The 25,487-nt window shown below is 54.2% G+C and carries 28 protein-coding genes; 15 read left to right on the forward strand and 13 right to left on the reverse strand.

Annotated elements, in window-relative coordinates; all coding sequences use genetic code 11:
• The first annotated feature begins 32 nt into the window (after positions 1-32).
• From rppA to Q0W94_RS00915, 4 genes are all read left to right on the forward strand, one after another.
• Positions 33-707, forward strand: a complete 675-nt coding sequence (rppA, locus tag Q0W94_RS00900) for a two-component system response regulator RppA (RefSeq protein WP_297759927.1) — start codon at positions 33-35, stop codon at positions 705-707.
• An 11-nt stretch (positions 708-718) separates the two neighbouring features.
• On the forward strand, positions 719-2,116 hold the full coding sequence (locus tag Q0W94_RS00905; RefSeq protein ID WP_297759929.1) for a cell wall metabolism sensor histidine kinase WalK: 1,398 nt from the start codon (positions 719-721) through the stop codon (positions 2,114-2,116).
• 105 nt (positions 2,117-2,221) lie between these two features.
• Positions 2,222-2,842 carry a hypothetical protein gene (locus tag Q0W94_RS00910; RefSeq protein WP_297759931.1) on the forward strand — a complete coding sequence of 207 codons (621 nt, stop codon included), beginning with the start codon at positions 2,222-2,224 and terminating at the stop codon, positions 2,840-2,842.
• 313 nt (positions 2,843-3,155) lie between these two features.
• Positions 3,156-3,776, forward strand: coding sequence for a bifunctional 4-hydroxy-2-oxoglutarate aldolase/2-dehydro-3-deoxy-phosphogluconate aldolase (locus tag Q0W94_RS00915; protein ID WP_297759933.1), 621 nt, complete (start codon positions 3,156-3,158; stop codon positions 3,774-3,776).
• On the opposite strand, the gene Q0W94_RS00920 is transcribed toward Q0W94_RS00915, so the two are convergent.
• On the reverse strand, positions 3,721-4,425 hold the full coding sequence (locus Q0W94_RS00920; RefSeq protein WP_297759935.1) for a DUF1997 domain-containing protein: 705 nt from the start codon (positions 4,423-4,425) through the stop codon (positions 3,721-3,723). The genes Q0W94_RS00915 and Q0W94_RS00920 overlap by 56 nt on opposite strands.
• Before the next feature lie 76 nt (positions 4,426-4,501).
• Here Q0W94_RS00920 and Q0W94_RS00925 point away from each other — a divergent pair, with 76 nt between their 5' ends.
• Both Q0W94_RS00925 and Q0W94_RS00930 read left to right on the forward strand, forming a co-directional pair.
• Entirely contained in the window at positions 4,502-6,667 is a 2,166-nt protein-coding gene (locus Q0W94_RS00925) for a glycosyltransferase (RefSeq protein ID WP_297759937.1), read from the forward strand.
• Between the two features lie 71 nt (positions 6,668-6,738).
• Positions 6,739-7,131 (forward strand): DUF1823 family protein, encoded by a 393-nt coding sequence (locus Q0W94_RS00930; RefSeq protein WP_297762455.1) that lies wholly within the window; start codon positions 6,739-6,741, stop codon positions 7,129-7,131.
• Here Q0W94_RS00930 and bioA read toward each other — a convergent pair.
• The 11 genes from bioA to Q0W94_RS00985 form a co-directional block, all read right to left on the reverse strand.
• Complete coding sequence (gene bioA / locus Q0W94_RS00935; protein ID WP_297759939.1) at positions 7,119-8,417, reverse strand: adenosylmethionine--8-amino-7-oxononanoate transaminase; 1,299 nt, start codon at positions 8,415-8,417, stop codon at positions 7,119-7,121. The genes Q0W94_RS00930 and bioA overlap by 13 nt on opposite strands.
• A complete protein-coding gene (locus Q0W94_RS00940) occupies positions 8,410-8,673 on the reverse strand; it encodes a YlxR family protein (protein ID WP_315863139.1) in 264 nt (87 codons plus the stop codon). Before Q0W94_RS00940 ends, bioA begins: the two co-directional genes overlap by 8 nt.
• 5 nt (positions 8,674-8,678) lie before the next feature.
• Complete coding sequence (nusA, locus tag Q0W94_RS00945; RefSeq protein WP_297759942.1) at positions 8,679-9,878, reverse strand: transcription termination factor NusA; 1,200 nt, start codon at positions 9,876-9,878, stop codon at positions 8,679-8,681.
• Positions 9,879-9,918: 40 nt separating this feature from the next.
• Positions 9,919-10,380: a ribosome maturation factor RimP gene (gene rimP, locus Q0W94_RS00950; protein WP_297759944.1), complete on the reverse strand. Its 462-nt coding sequence runs from the start codon at positions 10,378-10,380 to the stop codon at positions 9,919-9,921.
• A gap of 215 nt (positions 10,381-10,595) precedes the next feature.
• Positions 10,596-10,895, reverse strand: coding sequence for a hypothetical protein (locus tag Q0W94_RS00955; RefSeq protein WP_297759946.1), 300 nt, complete (start codon positions 10,893-10,895; stop codon positions 10,596-10,598).
• Positions 10,896-11,051: 156 nt separating this feature from the next.
• Entirely contained in the window at positions 11,052-12,305 is a 1,254-nt protein-coding gene (gene arsJ, locus Q0W94_RS00960) for an organoarsenical effux MFS transporter ArsJ (protein WP_297759948.1), read from the reverse strand.
• A 10-nt stretch (positions 12,306-12,315) separates the two neighbouring features.
• Entirely contained in the window at positions 12,316-13,326 is a 1,011-nt protein-coding gene (locus Q0W94_RS00965; RefSeq protein WP_297759950.1) for an ArsJ-associated glyceraldehyde-3-phosphate dehydrogenase, read from the reverse strand.
• An 87-nt stretch (positions 13,327-13,413) separates the two neighbouring features.
• Positions 13,414-14,025 (reverse strand): DUF4033 domain-containing protein, encoded by a 612-nt coding sequence (locus tag Q0W94_RS00970; protein WP_297759952.1) that lies wholly within the window; start codon positions 14,023-14,025, stop codon positions 13,414-13,416.
• Positions 14,012-14,704 carry a hypothetical protein gene (locus tag Q0W94_RS00975; protein ID WP_297759953.1) on the reverse strand — a complete coding sequence of 231 codons (693 nt, stop codon included), beginning with the start codon at positions 14,702-14,704 and terminating at the stop codon, positions 14,012-14,014. The genes Q0W94_RS00970 and Q0W94_RS00975 overlap by 14 nt, the downstream gene beginning before the upstream one ends.
• A 44-nt stretch (positions 14,705-14,748) precedes the next feature.
• On the reverse strand, positions 14,749-16,110 hold the full coding sequence (locus Q0W94_RS00980) for a DNA methyltransferase (protein ID WP_297759955.1): 1,362 nt from the start codon (positions 16,108-16,110) through the stop codon (positions 14,749-14,751).
• Positions 16,111-16,231: 121 nt separating this feature from the next.
• Positions 16,232-16,786, reverse strand: a complete 555-nt coding sequence (locus Q0W94_RS00985) for an SPOR domain-containing protein (RefSeq protein WP_297759957.1) — start codon at positions 16,784-16,786, stop codon at positions 16,232-16,234.
• A gap of 84 nt (positions 16,787-16,870) precedes the next feature.
• Between Q0W94_RS00985 and Q0W94_RS00990 the strand changes: the two genes are divergently transcribed.
• The 9 genes from Q0W94_RS00990 to Q0W94_RS01030 all read left to right on the forward strand — a co-directional run bounded on the left by Q0W94_RS00990 (position 16,871) and on the right by Q0W94_RS01030 (position 24,490).
• The gene (locus tag Q0W94_RS00990; protein ID WP_297759959.1) at positions 16,871-17,938 is read left to right on the forward strand and encodes a thiamine phosphate synthase; all 1,068 of its coding nucleotides are present in this window, start codon (positions 16,871-16,873) and stop codon (positions 17,936-17,938) included.
• The gene (locus Q0W94_RS00995; RefSeq protein ID WP_297759961.1) at positions 17,922-19,112 is read left to right on the forward strand and encodes a bifunctional 2-polyprenyl-6-hydroxyphenol methylase/3-demethylubiquinol 3-O-methyltransferase UbiG; all 1,191 of its coding nucleotides are present in this window, start codon (positions 17,922-17,924) and stop codon (positions 19,110-19,112) included. Before Q0W94_RS00990 ends, Q0W94_RS00995 begins: the two co-directional genes overlap by 17 nt.
• Positions 19,109-20,062: a folate-binding protein YgfZ gene (locus Q0W94_RS01000; RefSeq protein WP_297759963.1), complete on the forward strand. Its 954-nt coding sequence runs from the start codon at positions 19,109-19,111 to the stop codon at positions 20,060-20,062. Before Q0W94_RS00995 ends, Q0W94_RS01000 begins: the two co-directional genes overlap by 4 nt.
• 73 nt (positions 20,063-20,135) lie before the next feature.
• Positions 20,136-20,546: a Nif11-like leader peptide family natural product precursor gene (locus Q0W94_RS01005; RefSeq protein ID WP_024124985.1), complete on the forward strand. Its 411-nt coding sequence runs from the start codon at positions 20,136-20,138 to the stop codon at positions 20,544-20,546.
• Positions 20,530-21,879, forward strand: coding sequence for a YvcK family protein (locus tag Q0W94_RS01010; RefSeq protein WP_315863076.1), 1,350 nt, complete (start codon positions 20,530-20,532; stop codon positions 21,877-21,879). Before Q0W94_RS01005 ends, Q0W94_RS01010 begins: the two co-directional genes overlap by 17 nt.
• 63 nt (positions 21,880-21,942) lie before the next feature.
• On the forward strand, positions 21,943-22,533 hold the full coding sequence (locus Q0W94_RS01015) for a DUF3177 family protein (RefSeq protein ID WP_297759968.1): 591 nt from the start codon (positions 21,943-21,945) through the stop codon (positions 22,531-22,533).
• A gap of 3 nt (positions 22,534-22,536) precedes the next feature.
• Entirely contained in the window at positions 22,537-23,193 is a 657-nt protein-coding gene (locus Q0W94_RS01020) for a class I SAM-dependent methyltransferase (RefSeq protein ID WP_297759970.1), read from the forward strand.
• Complete coding sequence (locus Q0W94_RS01025) at positions 23,193-23,753, forward strand: 2'-5' RNA ligase family protein (protein WP_297759972.1); 561 nt, start codon at positions 23,193-23,195, stop codon at positions 23,751-23,753. The genes Q0W94_RS01020 and Q0W94_RS01025 overlap by 1 nt, the downstream gene beginning before the upstream one ends.
• Positions 23,754-24,124: 371 nt before the next feature.
• Positions 24,125-24,490, forward strand: coding sequence for a PadR family transcriptional regulator (locus tag Q0W94_RS01030; RefSeq protein WP_297759974.1), 366 nt, complete (start codon positions 24,125-24,127; stop codon positions 24,488-24,490).
• Here Q0W94_RS01030 and Q0W94_RS01035 read toward each other — a convergent pair.
• The gene (locus Q0W94_RS01035; protein WP_297759976.1) at positions 24,487-25,194 is read right to left on the reverse strand and encodes a uracil-DNA glycosylase family protein; all 708 of its coding nucleotides are present in this window, start codon (positions 25,192-25,194) and stop codon (positions 24,487-24,489) included. The two genes, Q0W94_RS01030 and Q0W94_RS01035, sit on opposite strands and share 4 nt — an antisense overlap.
• Positions 25,195-25,487 lie beyond the last annotated feature (293 nt).

Genomic DNA, 25,487 nt, shown 5'->3' on the forward strand with positions numbered 1-25,487 from the left:
TCTCTTAGAGTGACTCAGCCACTGTTACTTTCATGCGGATTCTATTTGTAGAAGATGATCCTGAGCAACTAGAGCCATTGAGTACTGCACTCTCCCATACGGGGCATTTGGTAGATGGAGTGCAAGAGGGAGAAACCGCTCAATGGTTGATGCAGGAAAAAACCTATGACCTGTTGATTTTGGACTGGATGCTGCCTAAGGTGAGCGGCCTTGAGCTGTGCACCCAGTGCCGCCAACAGGGAAAGAACACGCCAATTCTGTTGCTTACTGCCAAAGACACCACTGCCGATAAGGTGATGGGGCTCGATGCAGGCGCCGATGACTATCTAATTAAACCAGTGGATGTCATGGAATTGTTAGCGCGGGTGCGTGCCCTTGGTCGCCGATCGCCCCAATGGCTGGGAGATCAACTGCATTTACACGATTTAACCCTTGATCTGCCCTCGATGAAGCTAAAGCGGGGCGATCGCACCCTCTTGCTCTCCAGACGGGAATACCAGTTTTTAGAATTTTTCCTGCGTCATCCAGGCCAGGTGATCACTCGTGAACAATTAGAGCTAAATCTTTGGGAGTGGGATAACCAACCGGAGAGCAATGCGGTGAGTACACAAATTCGGCGGTTGCGCCGCCGTCTTGAGGAAGTGGGATGTGCCGATTGGCTAGAGACAATTTACGGCATCGGCTACCGCTTACAAGCCAATTCCTAAAAAATAATCAAATGCTGCAGAAACTCCAGCTAACGGCCCAGAGATGGCAGCAACTGCGCCCCACTCGGCGGGGAATAGTCATCATTGCACTGCCGGTTTGCTGCCTCTTGGGTACCGTGGGGATACTGATGTGGTTCAGCGCCAGCATTGCTAGTTACGAGGGCTGGGTGCGTCACACGCAACGAGTGAAAATTGAAGGACGCGAGCTACTGAATCTCCTTATTGATGCTGAAACCAGTGTACGGGGCTATCAACTGACTGGTCAGCCGGGTTTTCTGGAGCCGTATCATAGTGCTGCGGCTGAGCTACCTTTGACCCTAGAAAATCTAGAGGACCTGATCAGGGATAATCCTACACAACTAGCACACTTTCAGCAGCTCAAATCCCTAGTCACACAAGTCTTCGAGATTCTGGCACAACATGTTGCACTTCGGCTTGATCCATTCTCAGAGGAAGCAACACAACGCCACTATCTTGCTCAGCAACTGGAGCAGGCAAAACAAGCGATGGATCGCGCCCATGCAGCGATTGATGCATTTTTGATGGAAGAAGAACGGCTTTTGCTCGAACGCCAGGAACGCTTAGAGGCGTTGCGGCGAATGAATAGCTTTGTTCTTGTTGTGGCGGTTGTTGTCGGACTAGGAAGTAGTGGCCTAGCCATATATTGGTTTCAACAGCTTCATCAAGAACTGGATCGACGGGGACGCCGCCTAGAGGCGGCCTGCGATCGCTTGGCTCGCTTTACGGCCAATGCCTCCCATGAGTTGCGGGCGCCCATTGCTGCCATTTTAAGCCATGCTCAAGTGGGACTCCTGCTGGCGCAGGAAGCCCCTGAGCAATCCCAACTTCGGCTAGAAAAAATAGCAACATTAGCCAAGTTCATGGGGCAACTGGTCAACGATCTATTGTTTCTTGCCCGTTATGAAGGAGTATCATCTCCTAATTTCACAGAATCTTTTGAATTGGTAACATTGCTGGAACAAGTTGCCCAACAATGGCAGGAAACCTGCACAGCAAGTCATGGGTTCCACCTTGAACTACCCTCAATCTCCGCAGTAGTTAAGGGCGATCGCGACCTAATTAAACAGGCGATTCTTAATTTGCTGCGCAATGCTGACCGCTATACACCGGCAGGTGGAACCATTACCCTGCGCCTGGAAGTTGCAGAGCATTTTGCTGTAATTGAGGTCAGTGATACTGGCATGGGCATTAGTGCCACGGCCCTTCCCCACATTTTCGATTATTTCTATCGCGATGAACGGGTGCGGCAGCGGGGCATCAACGGTTCAGGGCTAGGACTGGCAATTGTCCGCCAAATTGTGGATCTGCATCAAGGCAGGATCGCTGTTGTCAGCCAAGAGGATCACGGCTCAACCTTTAGCATTAGCCTACCCCTGGCCTCTAACTGAAGTTGTCATACTTGTGTCATTTTTATTGGTTATTCTCGAGGTGTTCTGGGGAATAAACACCAGGATTAAAACCATGACTTTTAACAGTTGAAGGGAGGATAAAACATGCAGATTCAACGACTACAACCGCTCATGGTTGCTACCCTTACAGCCCTAGCGATCCCCCTGGCGATCGCCCCCCCTAGTCTTGCCCGTCCGGGTTGGGGTGGGCCACCCATGGTGGGGCGCGACGCGGAAAAAGCATTTCGCGATCTCTCAAAAGCGGAATATGAAGGCACCCGAGCCAAAGGCATCGGCGGTGCCGATACGACACTCCTCAGTTTGGGCGATCGTCTGTTGGCCACGGCGCGCCAGCAGCAGCAAAGTAACAACTACTTCGGCGCCAGAGAAACAGCTAAGGCAGCCGCACGAGTTTATGAAGCCGCTCGTAACCTGGTGGAAGCCCGCACGGGGCAAGCTTTTCTTTCCCGGAGCTACTACGATGCTCCTTTCGTCGTCAGCCGTGAGTTAAGTCGCACCGAAGCAGAAATGGCCTACTATAGGGGTAGCAATGGCACAATCCGCGATCTGTACAACCAGGGCCGCCAGCTCGCTCAACCAGCCACTGTCAGTGCAACTATACCCCCACAAACAAACGGGAATGTTGCCTACTTGGCTAGCAATCGCGCTGCCGTTCAACTCTTGAAAGCAGCCCGTCACCTGATGCGCGCCGAGCTAGGCTTTTAAAGCTTGATTAGATTAATGGTAGGGGCAACATGACACTTGCCCGTAGGGTTTTACCCCACTGCTAAGCCCCTACCCCCAAGTTACCCAAAAACTGGGTTTCATGTTTTGCTGTGGGGGCTGGCTCTCAGTTTGTAGAGCGGCATAGAGCGGCGCAAGAGTACCCATCCCCTTCAGGGAAGAGGAGAGCATCACGGTAAAGTAGGTAACAAGTTCTTGGTAAAGCCATCTTCCTTGCGATTCGCAGGCAACCTACAATGGTCAGCACGGTCACTGAACCAGCCACTAAAATTCCCACTCTTTAGGGCAGGGGAGTATGTTAGCGCAGTTACAGTTCCTGCAGCCTTTGCCCCTGATTGCCGTGGTGCGTGCCCCTGATCCGGTCCAAGCGATCGCCCGCGCTCAAATGTATATTCAAGCGGGCTTTACTTGCCTAGAGGTGACTTGGACAACTCCCGACGCTGCTTTGGTGTTGCAGCAACTGCGTCAAGACCATGCCCACTGCACCATCGGAGCGGCTAGCCTACAGACGCCACCCATGGCGGAGGCGGCGATCGCGGCGGGTGCCCAATTTTTAGTGACCCCCCATACAGCCATAGAGGTGGTGCCCCTTGCCAAGGATGCCAACTGTCCTCTGATTCTGGGTGCACTGACCCCCACGGAAGTTCTCTATGCTTGGCAATCTGGGGCAACGGCCGTGAAGATTTTTCCAATCATAGCAGTGGGGGGTGCGAGCTACCTGCAGGCCTTGCGACCCTTGTTTGCTGAAATTCCCTTAATCCCCTGTGGAGGCATTGGTTGGGAAGATGTGGTGCCCCTCTGGCGTGCCGGCGCGATCGCCATCGCCATGGGCAGCCAACTGGGTACGGATCTGACGAGACTCAAGCAGCAGGTGGCTCAGGCTCATCAGGCGTATCAGGCCCTGGGGCAGGGGTAGGGGTAAGGGTGCGCACCCGCTCAGCATGGAAGCGTTTGCGTCGCCAGCGTTGGCCTATGTCCAGGCCAATGGTTTTGTGGAAGTCGTCTTGGACTTTTGCCGTTAGGCGGTAGGACACTTGGCGGACAATTTGAGCCAAGACGCGGTTACCTGTCCCCTGAATCAGACCATGGGGCAAACGGTAGATAAACCGCGGAAAGTACATTTCCACCCGCAAATCCAATTCCCAATTCACCCGGGTGTAGTCAAGGATGTTCAAGGCCAGCAGGTCCCTATCCGTTGTGGGGTTGGCGCGCATCGGTACCAAGGCCATTGCCGCTTGAAAATTCACCTCGTAGTTCAAAAACGGCTGCTCGGGCACAGGAATTGTTTCAATGCGATAGACCCCCTGCTCTTGGGGCAGCAGGTGCAGTCCAATTTTAGGTTCCACTTCATAGCCATGGGAACCGTAGCGACCAATGGTGAGAATGTAGCCATGCTTGCCCACCGGCTCTGCTTTCATGGGGTGGGCACAACGATGGAACCAGTCTTGATGGTTGTTGAGGTAGGTTTCATAGCGTAACACTGGCGCATAGACTTCCATCCAGCCTCGGAATTGGTTGTGAAAAATAAAAGGGGGTAGGTTCGTCCCGTATTGGGCGTCCGTCATAGGATTACATCAGCATTTGGTGATTTTGATCCTGACATACTGCTGGGGGCGATCGCTAGGGCGGGGAACCTTGGCAATGGGATCTCTGTCCAACGGTTGGTTTACATTTCGTTACATTACTATTCAATTCATTGAGGCTCCACCGATGCCACCTGTCACACCTTGGCTCGCCGTTGAACACTTAGACAAGCCATGGATTTTTTGGCCATTGTTCTTGATGGTGGTTCTCAGCAGTGTCGTTTTGCGCTGGGGAAACGTGCAGCAGCAGTGGGCGCGGGTTATTGTTGTTGGCAGTGTGATAGCCTTAATGCTGCACTATCTGCTGTGGCGATCGCTAGCCACCCTGAATCTGCGCACGCCCCCAGAGGCTGCCCTTAGCCTACTCCTACTGGGCATTGAAGGTTTTATGATGGCGGGCTATGGCCTGCAACTCTACCTCCTCCTGCACATCAAAAATCGTCGTCCTGAAGCCGATGCCGCTGCCCTTGCAGTCAAAAGTGGCCACTACCAGCCGTGGGTGGATATTTTTATTCCCACCTACAATGAACCTCTGACGATTTTGCAACGTACAATTGTCGGTTGCCAAGCCCTTGATTATCCCCACAAACGTATTTATGTTCTTGATGATACTCGTCGCCCTGCCCTACGGGAATTGGCCTATAAGCTAGGCTGTGAGTATCTCAGCCGTCCAGACAATCGCCATGCCAAAGCGGGCAATCTCAACCATGCCCTTGCCCAAACTCAGGGTGAGCTCATTGCGGTCTTTGATGCTGATTTTGTTCCCACCCGCAACTTTCTCACCCGCACGGTGGGCTTTTTTCAGGCTCCCGATATTGGCCTTGTGCAGACCTACCAGAGCTTTTACAATCCTGACCCCATTGCCCGCAATCTTGGCCTAGAGGAGCATTTGCCCCAAGAGGTGGAAATCTTTTCGCGTCACTATCAAGTGCTGCGGGATGGCATCGAAACGGCCTTGTGCTACGGCAGTTCTTTTGTGGTGCGGCGATCGGCCCTAGAGGCCATTGGCGGCTTTGTCACTGCATCTCTCAGTGAGGACTACTACACCGGCATCCAATTGGCAGCGGGCGGTTATCGGCTGATTTACTTGAATGAAAGCCTGAGTGCGGGACTGTGTGCGGAGGACATGGCGGCTCACATTCGTCAACGCCAACGCTGGGCACGGGGGACGCTTCAGGGCTTTTTTATTGCTGCCAACCCGCTGCGGGTAGCCAATCTCACCTGGCTGCAGCGCCTTGCCCACCTAGAGGGCATGACCCAGTGGTTTCACAGTCCGCTGCGTTTGTTCTTGCTGCTGTTGCCCTTAATGGCTGCCTTTTGGGGGATCGTGCCCCTGGAAACAACACTGCGGCAGTGGCTTTACTATTTTGTGCCCTACTACTGGCTGCTACTCAGTACCTTCCGCTGGCTCAATTGTCACAGTCGTTCGGCTCTGGTCTCAGATCTCTATGCTGTTGTCCAATGTGTGCCCCTGACATTGACCGTGATTCAGACACTGTTGCGTCCCTTTGGTCACCGTTTTTGGGTAACACCGAAGGGGAGGTATGGCGATCGCTACCATTTTCAGTGGCACCTAGGGGCACCGCTACTCGTACTTTTTGTGCTCTCAGTTGTTGCTGCTGTAGTGAATTGGCAGACATTACACACCAAGGGGCTACTCCTGGCTTGGGTCTGGAATCTTTACAACTTGCTGATTCTTGCCCTTGCCCTCTACAGCCTCATCGAACGCCCCCGCCCCGATCCCTACGATTGGCTCAATGTACAGCAAACCGTTGAACTCCATCTGGCTTGGGATCGAACCACTGCCCTCTGGGGCAGGACGATTCGCCTTTCTGACGGGGGGGCTCTCGTTCATCTACATCAACCCCTCCCCCCCTCCGCAATGGGTGTGCCCCTCACCTGTCGGCTGTTGGAGGCCGGCATTGACCTCAGCGGCCAAATTGTGAACATGCCCAATCCAACGACCCTCAAGATTGGCTTCGATCCCCTCACTCCGGCTCAATATCGGCAATTGATCACGTTCCTTTTCTGTGAACCCAACCGCTGGCAATGGCAACAAGCCCCCACTGAATTGCAGACCCTGTGGCTGCTCCTGCGAGCTCTCGTCTTGCCTCCCTTGAGTTGCCAGCGACAGCACCTACGACCTGCCCCTCAGGCAAAGCAACATCAGGGCATTGTATCTGTTGCTATTGCCAAACGAAACCATGGACAAAGCAATCATTAAATTTAATAATTAACAATTAACATAGAGTAGTGACTCGCAAGATCCATCGGCGATCGCCAGCAGAGCTAGGAATGAGCCCTCCCGATTCGCAACTACCTCCCCTAACGGCAACGACCTTGTGGCAAATCCTCAATGAGGAACTGGATGATGCCACGGTCAATCGGCTGCTGTGGCACTGCTTGGGCTACCGGTATGACGCCCACAGCCAAACTTGGCGCAGCGATCGCGTCTCTGCGCAATGGCGGCAAGAATATCCCCAACCCCCCGACTTCATTGGCAGCCGCCCGGCTATTGTCAAGCTCACCCGCTCCATTCCCCCTGCCCACAAGCAGCTTCTCAAGGAGCGATTGGGCTTTGCCGGTTACGAAATTAAGGAACTCAACCCCCGCCGTACCCGCCGTGCCACTGCTGTCAATTGGCTCCTCAGCTACATGGCCACTCAAGAGGAAGCTCAGGCAAAGTAACCCGCAGCTACCTCGATCGCCACTTGGCGGATAGCGCGATAGACGGTGGCTAGTTCCGCATCAGTAATGCAGTAGGGGGGCAGGATATATAGGGTATTGCCCAAGGGTCGCAAAAGTACCCCCAGCTCAATAAAGCGGCGGCGCAGTTGGGGCACAAGATCGCTAAAGTAGGAGGCCTCTGTTTCTAATTCCATGGCCGCGATCGTGCCACAGGTACGAAAGTGCCGGAGATGACTGATGTCGGCAAGATGCTGCCGATAACACTGCCAATGGCGCGCCTCTAGGCCTTGGTAAGAGTCAGGTTCTGCAAGCAGTAACTGGAATGAAGCCACACTCACGGCACAGGCTAAGGGATTACCCGTATAGGAATGGCTGTGGAAGAAGGCACGGGCGGGGTCATCGCCATAAAAGGCTTGGTAAATTTCCTCCGTGGCCAACGTGACGGCAATGGGCAAGCAGCCTCCCGATAGCCCTTTGGATAAACACAGCACGTCTGGTTGCGTCCCTGCTTTCTCACAGGCAAAAAGGGCCCCGGTGCGGCCAAACCCGGTCATCACCTCGTCGTAGACCACTAAAACGCCATAGGTTTTGGCTATCTCAGAAACCGCTTGCAAAAACTGGGGACGACACATGCGCATGCCGCCCGCTCCCTGTACCAGGGGCTCAATAAAGAGGGCCGCATAGGCGTCAGGGTCTGTTTTGAGGGTGAGCTCCAGTTGGGCGATCGCCTCCGCTTCCTTGGTTTCAACCTCTAGATCTCCTGGATAGGTGGCGGGGTAGGGGAGGATGGTCAAGGGGGGCAACAGCGGTTGAAAGGGTTGCCACCAGGGGGAACTTTGGCCGACAGTCATGGCCCCAAGGGTATCGCCATGGTAGCCTGCCGCAAAGCCAATGAAGCGCGATCGCTGGGGTTGATCTCGCCGCTGCCAATACTGATAGGCCATCTTCAGCGCCACTTCCACAGCCGTTGAGCCATTGTCGGAAAAAAAGACCCGTTGTAATCCTGCTGGGGTGTGGGCACACAGGAGTTGAGCAAGCTGCTCCGCTGGCTCGTGGGTAAAGCCCGCAAAAATGACGTGCTCAAGGGTTTGCGCCTGGTCGTAGAGCGCTTTAGCCAGCACAGGGTGGCCATGGCCATGGAGCGTCACCCACCAACTGGAAATGGCATCAATAATCTGACGGCCGTCGCTCAGTTCAAGGCAAGCCCCCTCGGCACGCACTACCTTTAGGGGGGGGCCAGCGGTTTTCATTTGTGTAAAGGGTTGCCAAATGGGGGAGTCAGTCATGGTTGCCATGGGCATCTAAACGAGCAGCAAGGGCTGTAAAAATCTCCTCAGGAATGGGACAGCGGAGCGATCGCGCCAAGCGTTTTTTTTGTTTGGCCACCTTAAGACACTCAGCCGTGGGACACAGATAGGCCGATCGCCCCATCCCCCGATCCAACTGCACCGTTTGATCGGGCCAGCAGCGAACAATCCGCCAGAACTGCGAGCGATCGGCCACCCGGCCACAGGCAACACAGCGGCGTTGGCGAACAGCCATCATCCCTAACTGGCAACCTGTTCTTCGAGGGGTTCTGCCAGGGCGGCCATGGCTAAGCGGTCCTCCTCTTCGTAGTTGTATTGGGAGCTATCGCGCACCTCAATTTTCCAGCCTGTTAGGCGAGTTGCTAAGCGCACATTTTGGCCTTCCTTACCAATGGCTTGGGAGACCTTATCGGGGGCCACAAGGACATGGGCAATGCGGGCCTCGGGGTTGATTAGCCGCACCTCCTCCACCGGCGCTGGACTGAGGGAATTGGCAATATAGGTAGCTGGATCCGGTGACCAGCGGATCACATCAATTTTTTCGCCCCGCAGTTCATTCACCACTGCTTGAATGCGAGATCCCCGTGCCCCAATACAGGCCCCCACCGGATCCACATCGCGCTCTAAGGTATCCACCGCAATTTTGGTGCGGGGACCAACTTTGTGGGTGGGTGGATTGGCCTCGCGGGCAATGGCCACAATCCGCACCACCTCGTCCTCAATTTCTGGCACCTCATTGGCAAAGAGATAGACCACCAAGCCGGCATCGGCACGGGAAACCTCCAATTGGGGGCCACGTTGGGGGCCCTCTTTGACGCGCTTGAGGTACACCTTAAAGGTGGAGTTGGCGCGGTAGTTGTCGTTGGGAAGTTGTTCCCATTTCGGCAGTTCGGCCTCCACTTCCGGTTGGCTAGCATCGCTGCGCACCGCCATAATCACCGATCGCCGCTCAAAACGGAGGACGCGGCCCATGAGAACGGTGCCCTCAAGCTCTTTGAATTCCTCTTGGATGAGGCGACGCTGTTGATCCCGTAATTTTTGTGCCAACACTTGCTTGGTTTGCATCGCCGCCATGCGGCCAAATTCTTGATGGTCGGGGGTAACATCCAACAGCACCGTATCGCCGACGCGGGCATCCTGTACCACCTCAATCACATCGGCAAGAGCAATCTCGCGATCGGGGTTCTCTACTGTTTCTTTAATGGTTTTGGTGGCCAAAATCCGAAAGCCCTCCTGCTCCGTATCTAGTTCCACTTCAAAGTTGGCAAAGTGATCCTCCTCAAAGTGGCTATGATCTGGGCGCAGACTGCGGCGATAGCGTTCGTATCCCTTGAGCAGTGCTTCCTTGAGGGCTTGATGCACTGCGTGCTTGGGCAAATTCCGCTCTTGGCTGATTTCATTGATCATGGCCCGTAGGCCGGGTAAGCGATAGATGGTCATCGTCTGTTACAACCTCGTTCTTTATGTAGATCAACTGCTGCTAAGGCTCACTGCTGGGGGTGTACAGTTGGACACTGGCAATGAGTGACCGCGGAATCGCCAGCGATCGCCCCCGTTGATTGAGATAGACATTCACCTCGTCACGGCGAATCAGGTTGCCCTCCCAAAGGGTTTTACCCCGATGGGGTGCGGTGGTCGTGACCCGTACCGGAAAGCCACGAAAGGCATCAAAGTCGCGATCGCTACTCAGGTAGTCTGACAGGCCGGGACTCGACACCTCGAGAATGTAGGCAAACTCCAACTCTGCCAGCCCATCCAAAGCCATCTCCAGGGCCCGACTCAGCCGCTCGCAATCCCCTAAGCTGGTGTCGTTCTCAGGATGGCGCACCTCCACCCGCAAAATGGGGGGCGATTGATGGGTAAGCCACTGCACACTCACCAGATCAAGGTTTTCTTGGGCGGCAACCTGCTGGGCAAGGGTTTGCACCACAGGCAAAAGCATCTGTATCTGCATAGGAAATAAAAAAGGCGGGACGTTGCCCACCACACCCAAACAATCTCAAAAAGTGACACTCCCACTTCCCTAGGGGAAGGAGACTTATGAATCGTTCACAATAGAACGTTCCTGGGTGCTGCCAATACACCACTGTTCGTTGGATTTAGTATAGCAGCTAACCGTGGGCGATCGCCACCCTGGTCAATACCCCCTCGGTGCTCCTAGCGATCGCTAAAATCGCCATTCGTCAGCTCATCACCGTCATAGTGCTCTTCCTCTAACTCCAAATCCTCCAAGACAGGATTCAAGAGCACTGCCATCTCAGCCTCATGGTGAGTGAGCCACTGGCCTTGGGTGCGGAACCAGCGGGGCGGGTTAATGTAGCGAGCATAGTACCACGGGGGAGCAGTGGGCTGGCTAATTTCTGCCTGTACTCGAATTTTCTCACCCGGATAGTAGGCGTCTTCGGGTTCCACTTCTAACCACACTTTTTGGCCGATGATTTCTTGGGGGAGCATCATAATGGCAATTCCTCGGGGAACCTCTCCTACAACCCTTTTCTGGAAGTACTACCCTTCTCACACCTGCTTTGTGCTGAGGATGCCTCATCCTTGCGAAAAGAGCTGTACCTTATCTTCATTCTATTCAGTTGTAGCCAATCTGGGGAAATGTTGCACTTATTCACCATCGCCCACCGCCAAGGAGGGGTAAGGCTGCTGCCGCTTCGGATCCTCGAGCGTTAAGGAAATGAGGCCGGCACAGAGGACAAAGACCATTGAAACCCACAGACAGCCGACAATGCCCCAAATTTGATAAATGAGGCCAGAGAGGACAGTTCCCGCTAGTCGCCCCCCAGAGTTGGCCATGTAGTAGAAGCCAACATTCAAGGCTACTTTTTCATCGTCGGTGTAGGCTAGCACCAAGTAGGAGTGGACTGCCGAATTCATGGCAAAAACCAAGCCAAAGAGAAACAACCCACCAATAATGACGGCATTGGGATTCCAGTTGCTCATCAAGCCGAAAGCAATCACTGCTGGCACAACTGTCAGCGTAAATGTCCAAAACTGAATCGTGGCCGCTTGGGGAGGGCGACCGCGATTGAGGTATTTCAACAGAACTGGCGCTGAGGACTGGACACCGCCATAGCCAATGACCCACAAAGCGAGAAAGCCCCCCACTTCATAAAATGACCAGTTGAGGACGCTTTGCAAATAGACCGGCAGACCCACCACAAACCAGACATCCCGTGCCCCAAAGAGGAAAAAGCGGGCGGCGGAGAGGATGTTGATCTCCTTGCTCTTGGCAAACAGTTGCCGAAATTTGATTGTCTTTTTGATCTGCCCCATCCCCCGCGGTAATAACCCTGCAGTGAATAGGATGAGCAGCAGGGCGATCGCCATGATCCACAGAGACGCTGTAAAGCCCACCAACGTTAACAGCACACTGCCCACAAAGAAGCCCACCCCCTTGAGGGCATTTTTAGAACCTGTAAGAATTGCCACCCACTTAAAGAGCCGCGACTCTGCCTGTTGGGGCACCACTAAGCGAATGGCACTCTTAGAACTCATCTTTGTCAGGTCTTTGGCCACCCCCGACATTGCCTGTGCTGCCATCACATAGGGCACCGCAAACCACAGGGGCCATTGTTGGGTGAGGGGCGTAAGCATGATCAGCGAGATCACCTGCAGGCCAATACCCGCGTAGAGGGTGACATTCAGCCCGAACCGGGAACCCATCCAGCCACCGAGAAAGTTGGTGACAATGCCAAAAACTTCATAAAAGAGAAATAGGAAGGCAATTTGCAGCGGTGTGTAGCCAATCTGGTTAAAGTAGAGCAGCACTAGCATCCGCAGTGCGCCATCGGTAATCGTAAACCCCCAATAGGCGAGGGTAACAATCATATAGTTGCGGACACTGGTGGACACAGCCATAGCAGACTCCCTAGGGCAAAGTAGTGGCAACGCGACGAGCTAATTCGGCCATACGATTGCTGTAACCCCATTCGTTGTCATACCACGCCAGAATTTTCACCTGCGTTTCATCCACGACCATGGTGGAGAGGGCATCAACAATGCTGGAACGGGGATCGTTGCAGTAGTCAATGGAAACAAGGGGACGTTCCTCATAACCGAGGATTCCCTTGAGTTCGCCGGCTGCAGCGGCCTTGAGGGCGGCATTCACTTCGGCTACAGTGGTGGGGCGGCTCACTTCAAAAACGCAGTCGGTGAGCGACGCATTCAACAGGGGTACCCGTACAGCTAGACCATTGAGCTTGCCTTGGAGTTCTGGATAAATGAGACCAATAGCGGTAGCTGAACCAGTTGTCGTCGGTATAAGGGACATGAGACTAGAGCGGGCACGGCGCAAATCCTTGTGGGGAGCATCCACCAGCGTCTGGGTATTCGTGACATCGTGGATCGTGGTAATCAAGCCGTGGCGAATGCCAAAGCTTTCGTGAATAACTTTGACGACGGGGGCAAGGCAGTTTGTCGTACAGGAGGCGGCGGTGAGTAAGTGGTGGGCGGAGGGATTGTAGAGGTGATCATTGACCCCCATGACAATGTTGAGCGCCTGTTCCTTGACAGGGGCAGCAACAATCACTTTTTTCACCCCAACTGCAAAGTAGGCCGCCAGTTGCTCAGCGGTACGGAATTTACCCGAGCATTCCAGAACAATCTCGACTCCCCGTTCTTGCCAAGGCACCTCCGCCGGAGTTTTCGCTTCCGAAAAGCTAATGCTTTGATCGTTGATGGCGATCGCCCCCTCCTTGGCTTGGATGGTCTGGGGCCAACGGCCATGAACCGAATCAAACTCTAGCAAATGGGCAGCAGCGGTTGTGCCTCCCTTAATCTCGTTGATGTGACGAAAATCCAGTTCAGGCCAACCCCATGCGGCACGCAAAACCAAGCGACCCATGCGGCCAAAACCATTGATGCCAATGCCAACGCCCATGGTGTCTACGCCAGTGGGACACCCCTAAGTTATTTCAAATAATCTTGAATTGTCAATCGGCAGACATGCTTCCCCAAGAGAATGGGCTTAAACGTAAGGGCAGGGGGTTTGGCTCGGATCTTGCCAACAGGGGAGCAGCGGCGGCTCAGGAATCGGCTGGGCAGGGGTGCCAAAAACCATTTCGCAACTGTAGTCCCTAAAGTTCGGCGTCATCGTCAAAGGAATGCCCAGTCGCTGCCGAAAAAATTGCTCGGTGGGGTTTTTGCACAGGTTGATACACAACGCCATACATTGGGATTCAGCCAAGTAGCGGCATTTTTGGATGCGCACGCCACTGTGTTGCCATTGGGGGAGTTGATCGGGGGGAATGACCTCGACCCAGTAGCGATCGCTGGCACCCACTAACCAGCCCGTGAGGCGGGTAGCAAACCAGGCATTCCCCTCACAGACCCAGCGGCTTGGTCGAAAGAGTCTGCGTATCAATGTACTCACCATTGGTGGGATAAGGCGATCAAAGACCGTGGCCACAATGGCCTGTTGCTGCGCGGGCGATCGCCCCCGTTTCAGCTGTCGGGTGATCTCAACAAAGCCAACATAGTCCCATCGCTGTGGCTCAACGCCAATGGCACTGGCGATCGCGCCAATCAGCCGAGCCAAGCACCACCGCTCTAGCCAGTTCAGGGACTCAGGCGGCATCATCAAGGTGATCGAGCACCTCAAGGGCAGCCCGGCGAACGACTGCCTCCCTTTCCTGTGCCAGTAGCAGATATAGCGCCTCCTGCAGCTGGCGACGCTGTGCACCCTCCGAGACACGAGCTAATTGGCGAATGGCCACTAGGCGGTGCAGGGGCTGTGGATGGGTCAGATCAGTCAACCACTGGGACACCTGTTGGGTCTGATGCTGCTGTTGCAGTTGACCGATGATTGTGCCGAGAAGGACAATGACGCCCCCCAACAGGATACCAAGGATGACAAGAGCGACCACCAACCACGGATCGGCCGCATGTTGACCGAGATGCAAGAGAGTATAGGTACCCACACAGGCCAGCAGACCCCCCACCACCGTAAACGCAAAGGGGTGATGGAGCCATTCGTACATCCGTTGGCAAAGGTTTTGCCATAGCGTCAAAAGTCGGCGTTGCCAGTGACTGAGGAGAAAAATCGTACCCACACCACTGAGGGTTGCCATCAGCAGGGGGGCATCTGTTTGCCACAGGAGCCGGCCTGCCCCCAGTGCACCAATGACCAGCAAAAGACGCTCAGACAGCAGATTAAAAACAAACGATTTCCCGCGCAGCCGTTGCGATTGCCTTTGGCGCAGCGGAGTTAAGCGCCGTTGAGGCCGCGGCAATGACCATTTCGCCCAAGAGGTAACCATAGGGTGGGTGTACTGCCAATTTGATGCCTTATTCTACCGTAATTCTACCGCCCCTCAGCTTGTCTGAATTGGCTACATGCGCCTTTCCAGCGTAGGATCACGACTTCTTCTCGCAGTTGTTCCTTAGTGGCACTGGCAAACCGTGTTCGGAAGAGATCCGTGCGCACCAACTCATAGCCGAGGGCCTGAGCAATGTCAGCTAATAACTCACCTGTGGGAATCATCACCCGCAAGTATGAGGCTTGGTCACCAACCACATAGGCGAGCTGAGCATTGGGGCGCAGCAGCGATCGCAGGGCAGCCAAGTGCCGGGCCATGCCACCAAAATAAAGTTTGGTGACTCTGCTGTAGCGTTTCTCAAAGCCGGAGGTCTTACCCAGTTGAATTCTGCGGCGTTCAATTACCTCTGCAATCGCCTGAATTTTAGGGTGATCTTGAATCCAGCGATCGTCATCATCGGCTTTATACACATTGCGAGTGTTAGAACGGATGAGCCCCTTCTTCAAGGTTTGTAAATCAGCCTTAGTTTTAATGAAGCCTAAGATCACCGACTCGAGGCGGGTTGTTCTGGTGTAGTCCTTTTCGTTGGGATAAGGGGGTGAGGTGATCACCGCATCAATCGACTGTGGGGGCAAGACCTTGTCAGGACCTCTGGCATCGGCCAGATAGACGTGGGCAGGGGTATCCTCTTGATCCTGTACCCGCCGCAAATCCTCCACCATTTCAGCAATCTTGGTAAGCCAAGCACGAATCACTGGCGCATCAACCTTGGCTTTAGCAACACCCACTTCAGGACCAAAGCGCAAATTACTGACGGCAAAAACGAGAGTGTGGGCGATCGCCAGCAATTGATGCCGATAGACCTTTTCTATTTTGTATTTCTCTAAGCACTCAAGGAGCACCAATACCTTGTGTAAGGGAAGTGGACTGATCGACCCCGCAAGGATGAGTTGATTTTGCTCTGCAGATAGTTGGCGTAGCGGTAGGTCAGCAACATTGGCCGCAAAAGGCACTGAGTCCTCTATCCCTTGCTGCCGTAGGATATTAAGGGCAAGTTCGGCCACCGCGTAGGAGTGACTGGACAGTAAATCAGGATCAACCCTCCAATCGGTCTTTACCGATGTCGCAAAATGGGCGAAGGGATTGGCTTCGATACCCAACGATGGAATGCCTTGGCGCTTCGACTCCACAAGTGTTGTCCCGGTGCCGCAAAAGGGGTCTAGGATGACACTCTCTTCATTCAAGCCAAAGTCTTCTATGTAACCCCTCACAAGATGGGGTGGATAGGACAGCACAAACCGATACCAGTCATGGAAGGCACGGTCTTGCTCATCTATCTTGTTGATATTGCTGTTGTCCCTGGAGATTTTTGTATGCTTTTGAGGCAACTCAACTCCTGTGGCCATTTGCTACTAATTCTCTAAGTGTATGAAAAATTGACTGCTTTGGCAGGGGGGTATTTCCCTGCGCCAAAAAGCGCACAATGCCTAGACCTCTTCGCGGCATTTGCGATCCGATTGAGGTCCTTTAGGGGAGAGGTTGAATCTCAGCGCGAAAGCCATTGACCTCCATAAAGGCACGCATTTGGGTGGCATTGGCCTCGTTTCGGAAACTTCCCACTTGCAGGGCGCGGCGCTGACCCAAGGTAATGGGTACAACTTCGGGAACCAGCGATCGCAGGCGTTCTTGATTGGCCACATCCTCCTCCCGTACATCTAAAACAATCACCCGAAAGCGCGTTTTGGGGGCTACAGGAGCTAGGGTTGCTAAGTCGGCGTCAGAAATCTCTGGTGGGGGGGGCAATTGATTCATCCCGCGATCGCTCCCCACAAATCCCATCGGAATCGGGCCACTGGGCACCGGTAATCGTTCGCGGGAGCTGTCCAGCGGCGGCGGTAGGGTAGGAATTGGAGCGGTCCTCACCTCTGGGGCAGGCACGGGAATGGGGATGACGGTATTCACCTCTGGCGGTGGTACGGGGATGGGAATCGGTTCTGCCGCCAATGCAGGCGTCCCCCAACCCATTAGGATCAAACATAGGTGACTCAACCACGGCTGGGAGTGAATGCTGACACGGCTCATCAAAGACTTCATTGCTCTATCAACAATGCCGATGAACGGTAAACAGAACTGTGTTGATTCTTTTCTGTGGGGATCGGACGTGCTATGCAAAATTTAGCTCCCGAATCTGAGGGGCAACGCATCCGGCGGATTCTTGATGCCAATCTTGACCGTGCCCGCGAAGGTTTGCGGGTGATCGAGGAATGGTGCCGCTTTGGCCGCGAAGATGCCAGCCTCAGTGCGGAATGCAAAGATTTGCGCCAAACCCTAGGTCGCTACCATACTGAGGAGTTGCGGGCGGCACGGCAGACGGATCAGGATCCAGGGACTGCCTTGAGTCATCCCCAGGAGCGCGATCGCCAGACCCTCAACGCGGTGCTCACCGCCAACTTTGCCCGTGTTCAAGAAGCGCTACGGGTGATTGAGGAGTATGGGAAATTAACGGATACCGAGCTCAGTGAAACCGCTAAAGCGCTACGCTACCGCGTTTACATTCTGGAGCAGGCACTGACCCTCAACCCGCGCCAAGCGCGATTGCGACACCTGCACGCCGCCAAACTCTATCTGGTCACTTCGCCGAGCGATCGCCTACTGGAAATTGTTGAAGCTGCATTAAAGGGGGGATTGACCCTGGTGCAATATCGCGATAAAACCAGCGATGATCATACTCGCCTGCGAACGGCTTGCCAGTTGCAAGCCCTCTGCCAACGCTACGGTGCCCTGTTTCTGGTCAACGATCGCGTGGATATTGCCCTTGGCGCCAACGCCGATGGCGTGCACCTCGGACAGACGGATATTCCCATGGAATTGGCGCGACAAATCCTAGGGCGCGATCGCCTGGTGGGACGCTCGACCACCAATGCGCAAGAACTGGAGCGGGCCATTGCCGAAGGGGCCGATTATGTCGGTGTCGGGCCAATTTTTGCCACGCCCACCAAACCTGGTAAGGCGGCCGCGGGTTTTGACTATCTGCAATATGCCCGCAAACATGCCCCGCTGCCCCAGTTTGCCATTGGCGGCATTAATCTGAGCAACATTGAGGAGGTCATCAAGGCCGGGGCCACTCGGGTGGCTGTTGTGCGCGCCATTATGGAGGCACCAGATCCAGAAGCCACAACACGGGAGCTATTGCAACGCCTATCTCAAGGGGGGAACCATGACTTCGGCGGCTGAGATTACTGCGGCGGTGCGGCAACTGTACAATATCTATCCGTTTCCGCCGGAACCCCTCCTCGATGAACCACCCCCCGGGTACAACTGGCGCTGGTCTTGGCCGGCAGCCTATAGCTTCTGCACAGGGCGTTATCCTTCCCAATTGGATGTTGCTATTCTCGATGCCGGCTGTGGCACCGGTGTAGGCACAGAGTACTTAGCCCATCTGAATCCACAGGCGCAGATCACGGCTTTGGATCTCAGTGAAGGGGCGCTAGAGATTGCCCGGGAACGGTGCCGGCGATCGGGCGCCACCAATGTCCAATTTCACCACCTGAGCCTAGAGGACGTGGCGCAACTGGGGCAAACGTTCCAGATGATTAACTGTGTCGGAGTGCTGCACCACCTGCCGGATCCGCAGCGGGGGATTCAAGCCCTTGCCAATGTCCTGGCCCCCGGTGGCATTTTTCATATCTTTGTCTATGGTGAATACGGTCGCTGGGAAATTCGGCTGATGCAGCAGGCCATTGCCCTTCTGCAGGGGAGCGATCGCCCCAACTATCGCCAGGGAGTGGCTATTGGACGGCAACTCTTTGCGGCATTGCCGGCGAACAACCGCCTGAAAAAGCGGGAGCAGGAGCGCTGGAGTCTTGAAAATCAGCGGGATGAATGCTTTGCCGATATGTATGTGCATCCCCAGGAAATTGACTATACAATCGCCAGCCTATTTGACCTCATTCGTGCTTCAGGCCTAGAGTTTATCGGCTTTTCCAACCCTCAAGTTTGGCAGCTAGAGCGGCTATTGGGCAGCCAGCCCGAACTGTTGCAACGGGCGCAGCAACTTGACCCGATTCAGCAATATCAACTCATTGAGTGCCTTGACCCCGAAGCCATGACCCACTTTGAGTTCTTTTTGGCTAAGCCGCCACTGCCGCGTCACGATTGGGCAGCAGACAGTGAACTCTTGGCAGCTATTCCCTGGCGCCACCCCTGCATTGACAGCTGGCCAGGGGCCTGTGTCTTTAACTGCCACTATGAGGTGATTCACCTCAACCAGGCCGAACAGCAGTTCCTGAGTGCGGCCAGCGGTAAGGCAACCGTGGCTGAGTTATTGGCACAACAGCCAGACTTCAACCTGGCCGGCGTGCGATCGCTCCTTGAGCGGCACCTACTTCTTTTGGGAGTAGCAAAATGACAGGCAAAATGACAGATCTACTGGAAACGGTCTGCACAAGCGGTGCAGTTTATGATTGCAGTCATTGGGGGCGGCTGCGCCTGACGGGGGGCGATCGCCTGCAGTTTTTGCACAATCAAAGCTCAAATCACTGCCTCGCCCTTCAACCCGGCCAAGGCACAGATACCGTTTTCCTGACCTCCACAGCCCGCATCCTTGATTTAGCAACTCTACTTGTCCATCGGGAGTGGGTGGATCTACTGGTATCACCGCAGCGCCGCGAGTTTCTCCTCAAGTGGCTTGATAAGTACATTTTCTTTGGCGATGATGTCCAACTCAGCGATCGCACCCCTGAGAGCTACTGCTATCGAGTTTTTGGGAGCGTTGCTGAAAAGATGACTGCCCAGTTTGGCCTAGGACCATTGGCCAATCCCTACGATCATGTCACTATCACCCATGCAGGTGCCCCCTTAACGTTTGCTGCCACCAGTGGCTTAGCCATTCCCGGTTTAACCCTTTGGAGCGATCGCCCCCTCAGGGATCTCCTGAGCCCCTATCCCCAACTCAGTGACGCTGACTGGGAGCACCTGCGCATCCGCCAAGGTCGACCCGCTGCCGACGCCGAACTCACCGAAGCGTACAACCCCCTGGAAGGACGGTTAGGGCATACCATTTCTTTTAATAAGGGCTGCTATATCGGCCAAGAGACGATCGCCCGTCTGAACACCTACCAAGGGGTCAAACAACACCTCTGGGGACTGGAGTTAACTGCGGCAGTGACACCACCTACACCCTTAATCCTAGAGGGTGAAAAAGTGGGTCTTGTTACCAGTTGCACTCCCCTAGGGAGGGGTGCCTTTGGCCTTGGGTATGTGCGCACAAAAGTTGGTGGGGCTGGCCTAACGTTGCACACCCCAGAGGGCATCATAGCCCAGGTCGTTGAGGTACCCTTCTTAAGAACCGTTGTCTAAAAATACTCTCATTAGAGAATGTTATAATCCAATCGGCTCGTGCAGACATTTACTGAGCGAAGGAAGGAAGCCTATGGCCACGGCACAGGTATTAGCGTTCATGCAAAAGACCGCTGAGGATGCCCAACTGCGGGATGAATTGGAAAAACTGCTGGGGGTCGGAGATGGCAACATTAGTGGGGCGGCCGAACTAGATGCCGAGGAGCTGGCAGCGCTGCGGGGAGAAATGGCGCCGAAAGTAGTGGATTTTGCCAGTCAGCATGGGTTTGAATTTTCCACCGATGAGCTCATTCAGGTGGTTGATTCCTTTGCCCAGCACCAAGCAGGGGAAATGAGCGATGAGGAATTTTCAGGCATTTTAGGCGTTCCGGTGAACAGAGATCACGCTGAACACAAAACTAAAGTGACCAATCCGCTCCAGCGCCTCGCCCGCTACCTTAGTAAAACCTATTTGGGTATAGGTGCGGATGAGGAGAGCGAATAAGGCTCCACAACTCTCAGTGAGACTGCGTCCGGCACGTCGTAAAATCCGTTTGTGGTCCCAATGGCTTTTGCCTGGGCTAATGGTGAAGCGATGGCTCCTCATTAGTGCAGTTGGGGTTTTGCTTGCGAGTCTGGGCTTTGCCATTAGCATCAATCTCACCCCTATTTTTTACTTCTTGCAATTTCTGGAGCAGTTCCTCCAGAGTGTGGCGCGTTTTGTGCCCAGTTACATCAGTGGCCCTTTACTGCTCCTTGGGGGTTTGGCACTGATTGCTTGGGGTTATGCGCGTACCCTGGGTTCGATTACAGAAGTGCTGTTGCCAGAAGACGATCAAGCCCTGGTGGAGCGACTCCTCACCTATCGGCGCCTGGGGCGCGGACCGAAAATTGTTGCCATTGGGGGTGGGACGGGGCTGTCAACGCTTCTGCGGGGACTAAAGCTCTATAGTTCCAATATCACCGCCATTGTGACGATGGCCGATGATGGTGGCTCATCCGGGCGACTGCGGCGGGAAGTTGGGGTGCTGCCACCGGGGGATATTCGCAACTGCTTGGCGGCTCTGGCCGATGAAGAAAAAATTGTTACTGAACTGTTTCAGTATCGCTTTGAGGCGGGCGATGGCTTGGCAGGACATAGTTTTGGCAATTTGTTTCTGACGGCGATGACGAATATCACCGGGGATCTGGAGCAGGCGATCGCCACCAGCTCAGCAGTCTTAGCCATTCGCGGTCAAGTGTTGCCAGCCACCCTAACAGATATGACCCTTTGGGCCCGTCTTGCCGATGGTCGCCTTATCCATGGAGAGTCGAACATTACCGCCGCCCGGGGCAAAATTGTCGAAATTGGCTGCTCGCCCCCAGCCCCCAAAGCTCTGCCCCGCGCTATTCAAGCCCTCCGTGACGCCGACTACATTATTCTTGGCCCCGGCAGTCTCTATACCAGTATCATTCCCAATCTCTTGGTGCCTGAGATTGCCCAAGCCCTAGCAGAACGCCAGTGCCCCTGTGTGTATGTCTGCAACATTATGACGCAGCCGGGGGAAACCGATGGCTATACCGTGGGTGACCATGTGCGTGCCCTCGATGCCGTTACGGGCGATCGCCTGTTCGATGCCGTGCTGGTGCAAAAATATCCCCCCAGTGCCGCTCACCTTGAACGCTATGCGCAGCAGGGCAGTACCGTTGTGGCCATTGATCGGGAAGAACTCGCTCGCCAAAACTGCCGGCTGATCCTGGCGGATGTCATGGATGAATCCACACCCACGGTGCGCCACGATTCACGAAAGTTGGCAGCTATCCTTATGCGTTGGTATCAGCGGGTGCGATCGCTCTAGCCTTGTGCCGTGGGAAGGTGATCCTTAATAATAGAACCGTTACCCTTGGGTTTGTGGCCTGCCATGTCCTTGGAACTTCTGCGATCGCTGGTGTGGATGGACTACCGCCTGGCGGTGCTCTTTACCGTGGTTATTCCCGTGATCCTGCTGCTGTGGTCAACGATTAAAAACGTGCCAGCCATTACCCAACTCCTGATTATCTACTGGCGAGTCTCTAGTCTCTTGGCAATTACCGTGTATCTGATGATGCCACAGTGGCCAGTGGCCTACGTCACTGGATTTATGGCCTTGGTGTTGATTCCCATTAGCCTCTGGTTCTGGGTGGATCTCAATGAAGAAATTAGCGATCGCCAAGATTTGATTGGTCAGGTCTTTAGTAGCTGGCGCTGGGGGGTAACGCTCTACTGTGTTCTTGCCGCCATTGGTCAGGCCTTTTATCTGCGCTGTGCGTTTGTTGCTGGCGCGGTTCAGACCCCCAGCTGCCAAGTCTGGCTCGAGCCACCGCTGATGTTCAAGGAGATTTTCCATGCCCAAGCCCGTGCAGGGACTCTTGGCTTTTTTGCAGCTGTTGCCCTGGTGATCTATATGCTCTATCTCAGCTACTTTGTGTTTGTGCGCTTACCCAAGCAGGGGCGATCGGCCACGGGGCTATAGCCTATGCCGCTGCCACGCATTCTTGAACCCGCGGTCATGGAGACGCCAGAAACCGCTGCTGCCTATGACGCGATGGATTTTACGGCTGTTAACACTGCCTTCTGTGAAGATTTAGCCGCGGTCTTGCCCACGGTTGAGCAACCTTTAAGGGTTTTGGATGTGGGTACAGGGAACGGGCGGATTCTGCAAATGCTGCATCAACGGTACCCCCATTGGCACCTGACGGGGATTGACCTCAGTCCAGCCATGTTGGCGATCGCTCGCCACCACAGTCCACAATTGAACTTTATTGAAGGGGACGCCAAAGCTTTGCCCTTTGCCGCAGCCAGCTTTGATGTGGTCATCAGCAATAGCCTTGTCCACCACCTAGCCGACCCTCAGGCCGCCCTAGGGGAAATGCTGCGGGTGCTCCGTCCCCAGGGTACCCTATTTATTCGCGATCTCTGTCGTCCGCAAACGTTGGCAGAACTGCAAGCTTTGGTTGAGCAATATGCTGGCCAAGACACACCCACACAGCAGCAACTTTTTGCTGACTCCCTCCATGCGGCGCTGACCCTAAGGGAAATGAGTGATCTCCTGAGAACATTGCCACAGCCGCCGCCGCAGTGGCAAGCCACCCTCACCTCCGATCGCCATTGGACCGTCGTAGCGCAGCGCTAATGAACCGACGGCAATACTTTATGGCTTTGTTGCCCAGCCCTGAAATTCAGGCTGAAGTGACCTGCCTCAAGCAGTATTGTTGCGATCGCTACCAAAGTCAAGCGGCCCTGCGCTCTCCCCCCCACGTCACCCTCTATCCCCCCTTTTGGTGGCCGGATGCGGCAATAGCAGAGCTGGAGCAAGCCCTAGAAACCTTTTGCTGCCAAGTCGCTCCAGTGGAATTAATCTTCGATGGCTTTGCTGCCTTTGCACCGCGAGTCATTTATATCCACGTGGCACCCACCCCAGCGCTCAAAGACCTGCAAGCACAGCTGGTCAAAGCAGTAGTGAAACCCCTGAACCTTCCCCCTACGCAACGCCATCCCTTTACCCCCCACATGACGATTGCCTTTCGCGATTTAACCAAGGAGCACTTTCGCCACGCCTGGGCCGAATTTCAGGAGAAACCCTTTACGGCCCGTTGTTGGGTATCCCACCTCACCCTACTGGTGCACAATGGCCGACGCTGGCAGATCTATCGTGAATTTTTGTTAAGAAATCTTGCCCCTGAGGCCCCTTAAAATCAATTGGCAACAAGTCAATGACTTGATTTTTGCCAACTGCGGAATTATGATGCAAGGAATACTTTTCTCTCAAACTTCCTAAAATCAGAAGTAGAGACCTTTGCCCAAGGATGGCACACGCTCACAACCGTGAAAGCCGAGGGGGGAGAGAATTATCTCTCCTAATATTTTAGATAAATTGGAAGAGAATATTAAAACCTTGGTATCGATAAGTACTTAGTTACTTTCATGCTATGGGACCTGATATGAGGGGGATACTTGTGTTTCCCATCCTTTGGAACAATGGAGTTGAATTCAGACCCTGCCATGATCTGAGGAATTTTGGGGAGTCAAGGTATCAGCAGTAGCCGATTGCTGAGGACAAGGTTATGAAACTGGAAGATATCTACACCTTTTTCCGCCAGCCACCGCCCATTTACTTGAGTAAGGAAGTTGCGGTGTGCTATGTGCTTTATACCCTTGTGGAAAAAGGGGATTCCTATGGCACGGCCCTGATTCAAGCCATTGAAAATGAATATCCCCTCTACCGCCTATCCGATACAGTTCTCTACAGCGCCCTCAAATTTCTAGAAGATGAGGGGATTATTGATGGCTATTGGAAAAAGGTCGAAGGTCGCGGTCGGCCTCGGCGGATGTACCACATTGTTGACGAAAAGGAGCAACAGGCGCGAGAACTTTCGGAGCTTTGGCTGCGCTATTTGCAGGAACATCCCCACCGTCAGGAATCATCTTAGGAGTCGAGCTGGCGCAGGCGATCGCGCACGGCTTGGATATCCTGCCACGTTAACCATTTGGGGCTGCCCGGCTCCCGCGAGTGATTGCGCAATAGATAGGCTGGATGAAAAATGGGCATACACCAGCGTCCCTGCCATTCGATCCACTGGCCACGAATTTTTGTAATCCCGCGATGATCTTTCAGCAATCCCGATACAGCCGTTGCCCCCGCCAGCAGAATAATGCGGGGGTCGACCAAGCGAATCTGCTCTAATAGGTAGGGTATGCAGGCCGCTGCTTCAATGGGTGTTGGCACACGGTTGCCAGGGGGACGGCATTTAACAATGTTGCAAATATAGGCATCCCGCTCACTGTCGAGATTGACCGAAGCCAGGATTTTATCGAGGAGTTGCCCCGCCTTACCGACAAAGGGGCGGCCACTTTCATCCTCTGCTTGACCTGGTCCTTCCCCAATAATCATCAGCTTAGCAGCAGGATTACCGCGGCTGACCACCACCCGGGTACGGGTAGCCGCTAAACCACAGCGTTGACACTGCTGACAATGTGCCGCAAGGGCCTCCAAGGTGCGGTAGGTGCCAGCGGGAATGGGCACCTCAGCCCGGAGGGGAATTTGATCATAGGTGGCAGGATCCAGGGGCGTCGCTGGCTCAGGTTTGGCCTCCGTAGGGCTGTCAAATAAGCTAAATTGCAACGGCTCACTCATGCAGATCGTAACTTCCTGAGAACAATGTTAAAGAAACTTCACAAAAATTAGGAAAAACTTAGGACAAGTCACACCAATTTTATGGCGATCGCCAGAACTTTAATTTATCTCACAAAAGTATTTTACAAATTAATAACTACGGCGAAACAGGTTTCCCACCGCATTGTATAAGAAATACCTGAAGGGTTTAACAACACGGTCGTTGTTTCCCAGACCCCTTTGCGGAACAACCCATCAGTGATCGTTAGACCTTTCCGTCACGCCAAGAGCGTTGCACGTTTCTTAAAAACTAC

The sequence above is a fragment of the Thermosynechococcus sp. genome (genome assembly GCF_025999095.1).
GTDB lineage: Bacteria > Cyanobacteriota > Cyanobacteriia > Thermosynechococcales > Thermosynechococcaceae > Thermosynechococcus.

Coding starts and splice junctions, on each gene's coding strand:
- rppA (WP_297759927.1), top strand. CDS start 33: ATGCGGATTCTATTTGTAGAAGATGATCCTGAGCAACTAGAGCCATTG.
- Q0W94_RS00905 (WP_297759929.1), top strand. CDS start 719: ATGCTGCAGAAACTCCAGCTAACGGCCCAGAGATGGCAGCAACTGCGC.
- Q0W94_RS00910 (WP_297759931.1), top strand. CDS start 2,222: ATGCAGATTCAACGACTACAACCGCTCATGGTTGCTACCCTTACAGCC.
- Q0W94_RS00915 (WP_297759933.1), top strand. CDS start 3,156: ATGTTAGCGCAGTTACAGTTCCTGCAGCCTTTGCCCCTGATTGCCGTG.
- Q0W94_RS00920 (WP_297759935.1), bottom strand. CDS start 4,425: ATGACGGACGCCCAATACGGGACGAACCTACCCCCTTTTATTTTTCAC.
- Q0W94_RS00925 (WP_297759937.1), top strand. CDS start 4,502: ATGGGATCTCTGTCCAACGGTTGGTTTACATTTCGTTACATTACTATT.
- Q0W94_RS00930 (WP_297762455.1), top strand. CDS start 6,739: ATGAGCCCTCCCGATTCGCAACTACCTCCCCTAACGGCAACGACCTTG.
- bioA (WP_297759939.1), bottom strand. CDS start 8,417: ATGACTGACTCCCCCATTTGGCAACCCTTTACACAAATGAAAACCGCT.
- Q0W94_RS00940 (WP_315863139.1), bottom strand. CDS start 8,673: ATGGCTGTTCGCCAACGCCGCTGTGTTGCCTGTGGCCGGGTGGCCGAT.
- nusA (WP_297759942.1), bottom strand. CDS start 9,878: ATGACCATCTATCGCTTACCCGGCCTACGGGCCATGATCAATGAAATC.
- rimP (WP_297759944.1), bottom strand. CDS start 10,380: ATGCTTTTGCCTGTGGTGCAAACCCTTGCCCAGCAGGTTGCCGCCCAA.
- Q0W94_RS00955 (WP_297759946.1), bottom strand. CDS start 10,895: ATGATGCTCCCCCAAGAAATCATCGGCCAAAAAGTGTGGTTAGAAGTG.
- arsJ (WP_297759948.1), bottom strand. CDS start 12,305: ATGGCTGTGTCCACCAGTGTCCGCAACTATATGATTGTTACCCTCGCC.
- Q0W94_RS00965 (WP_297759950.1), bottom strand. CDS start 13,326: ATGGGCGTTGGCATTGGCATCAATGGTTTTGGCCGCATGGGTCGCTTG.
- Q0W94_RS00970 (WP_297759952.1), bottom strand. CDS start 14,025: ATGATGCCGCCTGAGTCCCTGAACTGGCTAGAGCGGTGGTGCTTGGCT.
- Q0W94_RS00975 (WP_297759953.1), bottom strand. CDS start 14,704: ATGGTTACCTCTTGGGCGAAATGGTCATTGCCGCGGCCTCAACGGCGC.
- Q0W94_RS00980 (WP_297759955.1), bottom strand. CDS start 16,110: ATGGCCACAGGAGTTGAGTTGCCTCAAAAGCATACAAAAATCTCCAGG.
- Q0W94_RS00985 (WP_297759957.1), bottom strand. CDS start 16,786: ATGAGCCGTGTCAGCATTCACTCCCAGCCGTGGTTGAGTCACCTATGT.
- Q0W94_RS00990 (WP_297759959.1), top strand. CDS start 16,871: ATGCAAAATTTAGCTCCCGAATCTGAGGGGCAACGCATCCGGCGGATT.
- Q0W94_RS00995 (WP_297759961.1), top strand. CDS start 17,922: ATGACTTCGGCGGCTGAGATTACTGCGGCGGTGCGGCAACTGTACAAT.
- Q0W94_RS01000 (WP_297759963.1), top strand. CDS start 19,109: ATGACAGGCAAAATGACAGATCTACTGGAAACGGTCTGCACAAGCGGT.
- Q0W94_RS01005 (WP_024124985.1), top strand. CDS start 20,136: ATGGCCACGGCACAGGTATTAGCGTTCATGCAAAAGACCGCTGAGGAT.
- Q0W94_RS01010 (WP_315863076.1), top strand. CDS start 20,530: ATGAGGAGAGCGAATAAGGCTCCACAACTCTCAGTGAGACTGCGTCCG.
- Q0W94_RS01015 (WP_297759968.1), top strand. CDS start 21,943: ATGTCCTTGGAACTTCTGCGATCGCTGGTGTGGATGGACTACCGCCTG.
- Q0W94_RS01020 (WP_297759970.1), top strand. CDS start 22,537: ATGCCGCTGCCACGCATTCTTGAACCCGCGGTCATGGAGACGCCAGAA.
- Q0W94_RS01025 (WP_297759972.1), top strand. CDS start 23,193: ATGAACCGACGGCAATACTTTATGGCTTTGTTGCCCAGCCCTGAAATT.
- Q0W94_RS01030 (WP_297759974.1), top strand. CDS start 24,125: ATGAAACTGGAAGATATCTACACCTTTTTCCGCCAGCCACCGCCCATT.
- Q0W94_RS01035 (WP_297759976.1), bottom strand. CDS start 25,194: ATGAGTGAGCCGTTGCAATTTAGCTTATTTGACAGCCCTACGGAGGCC.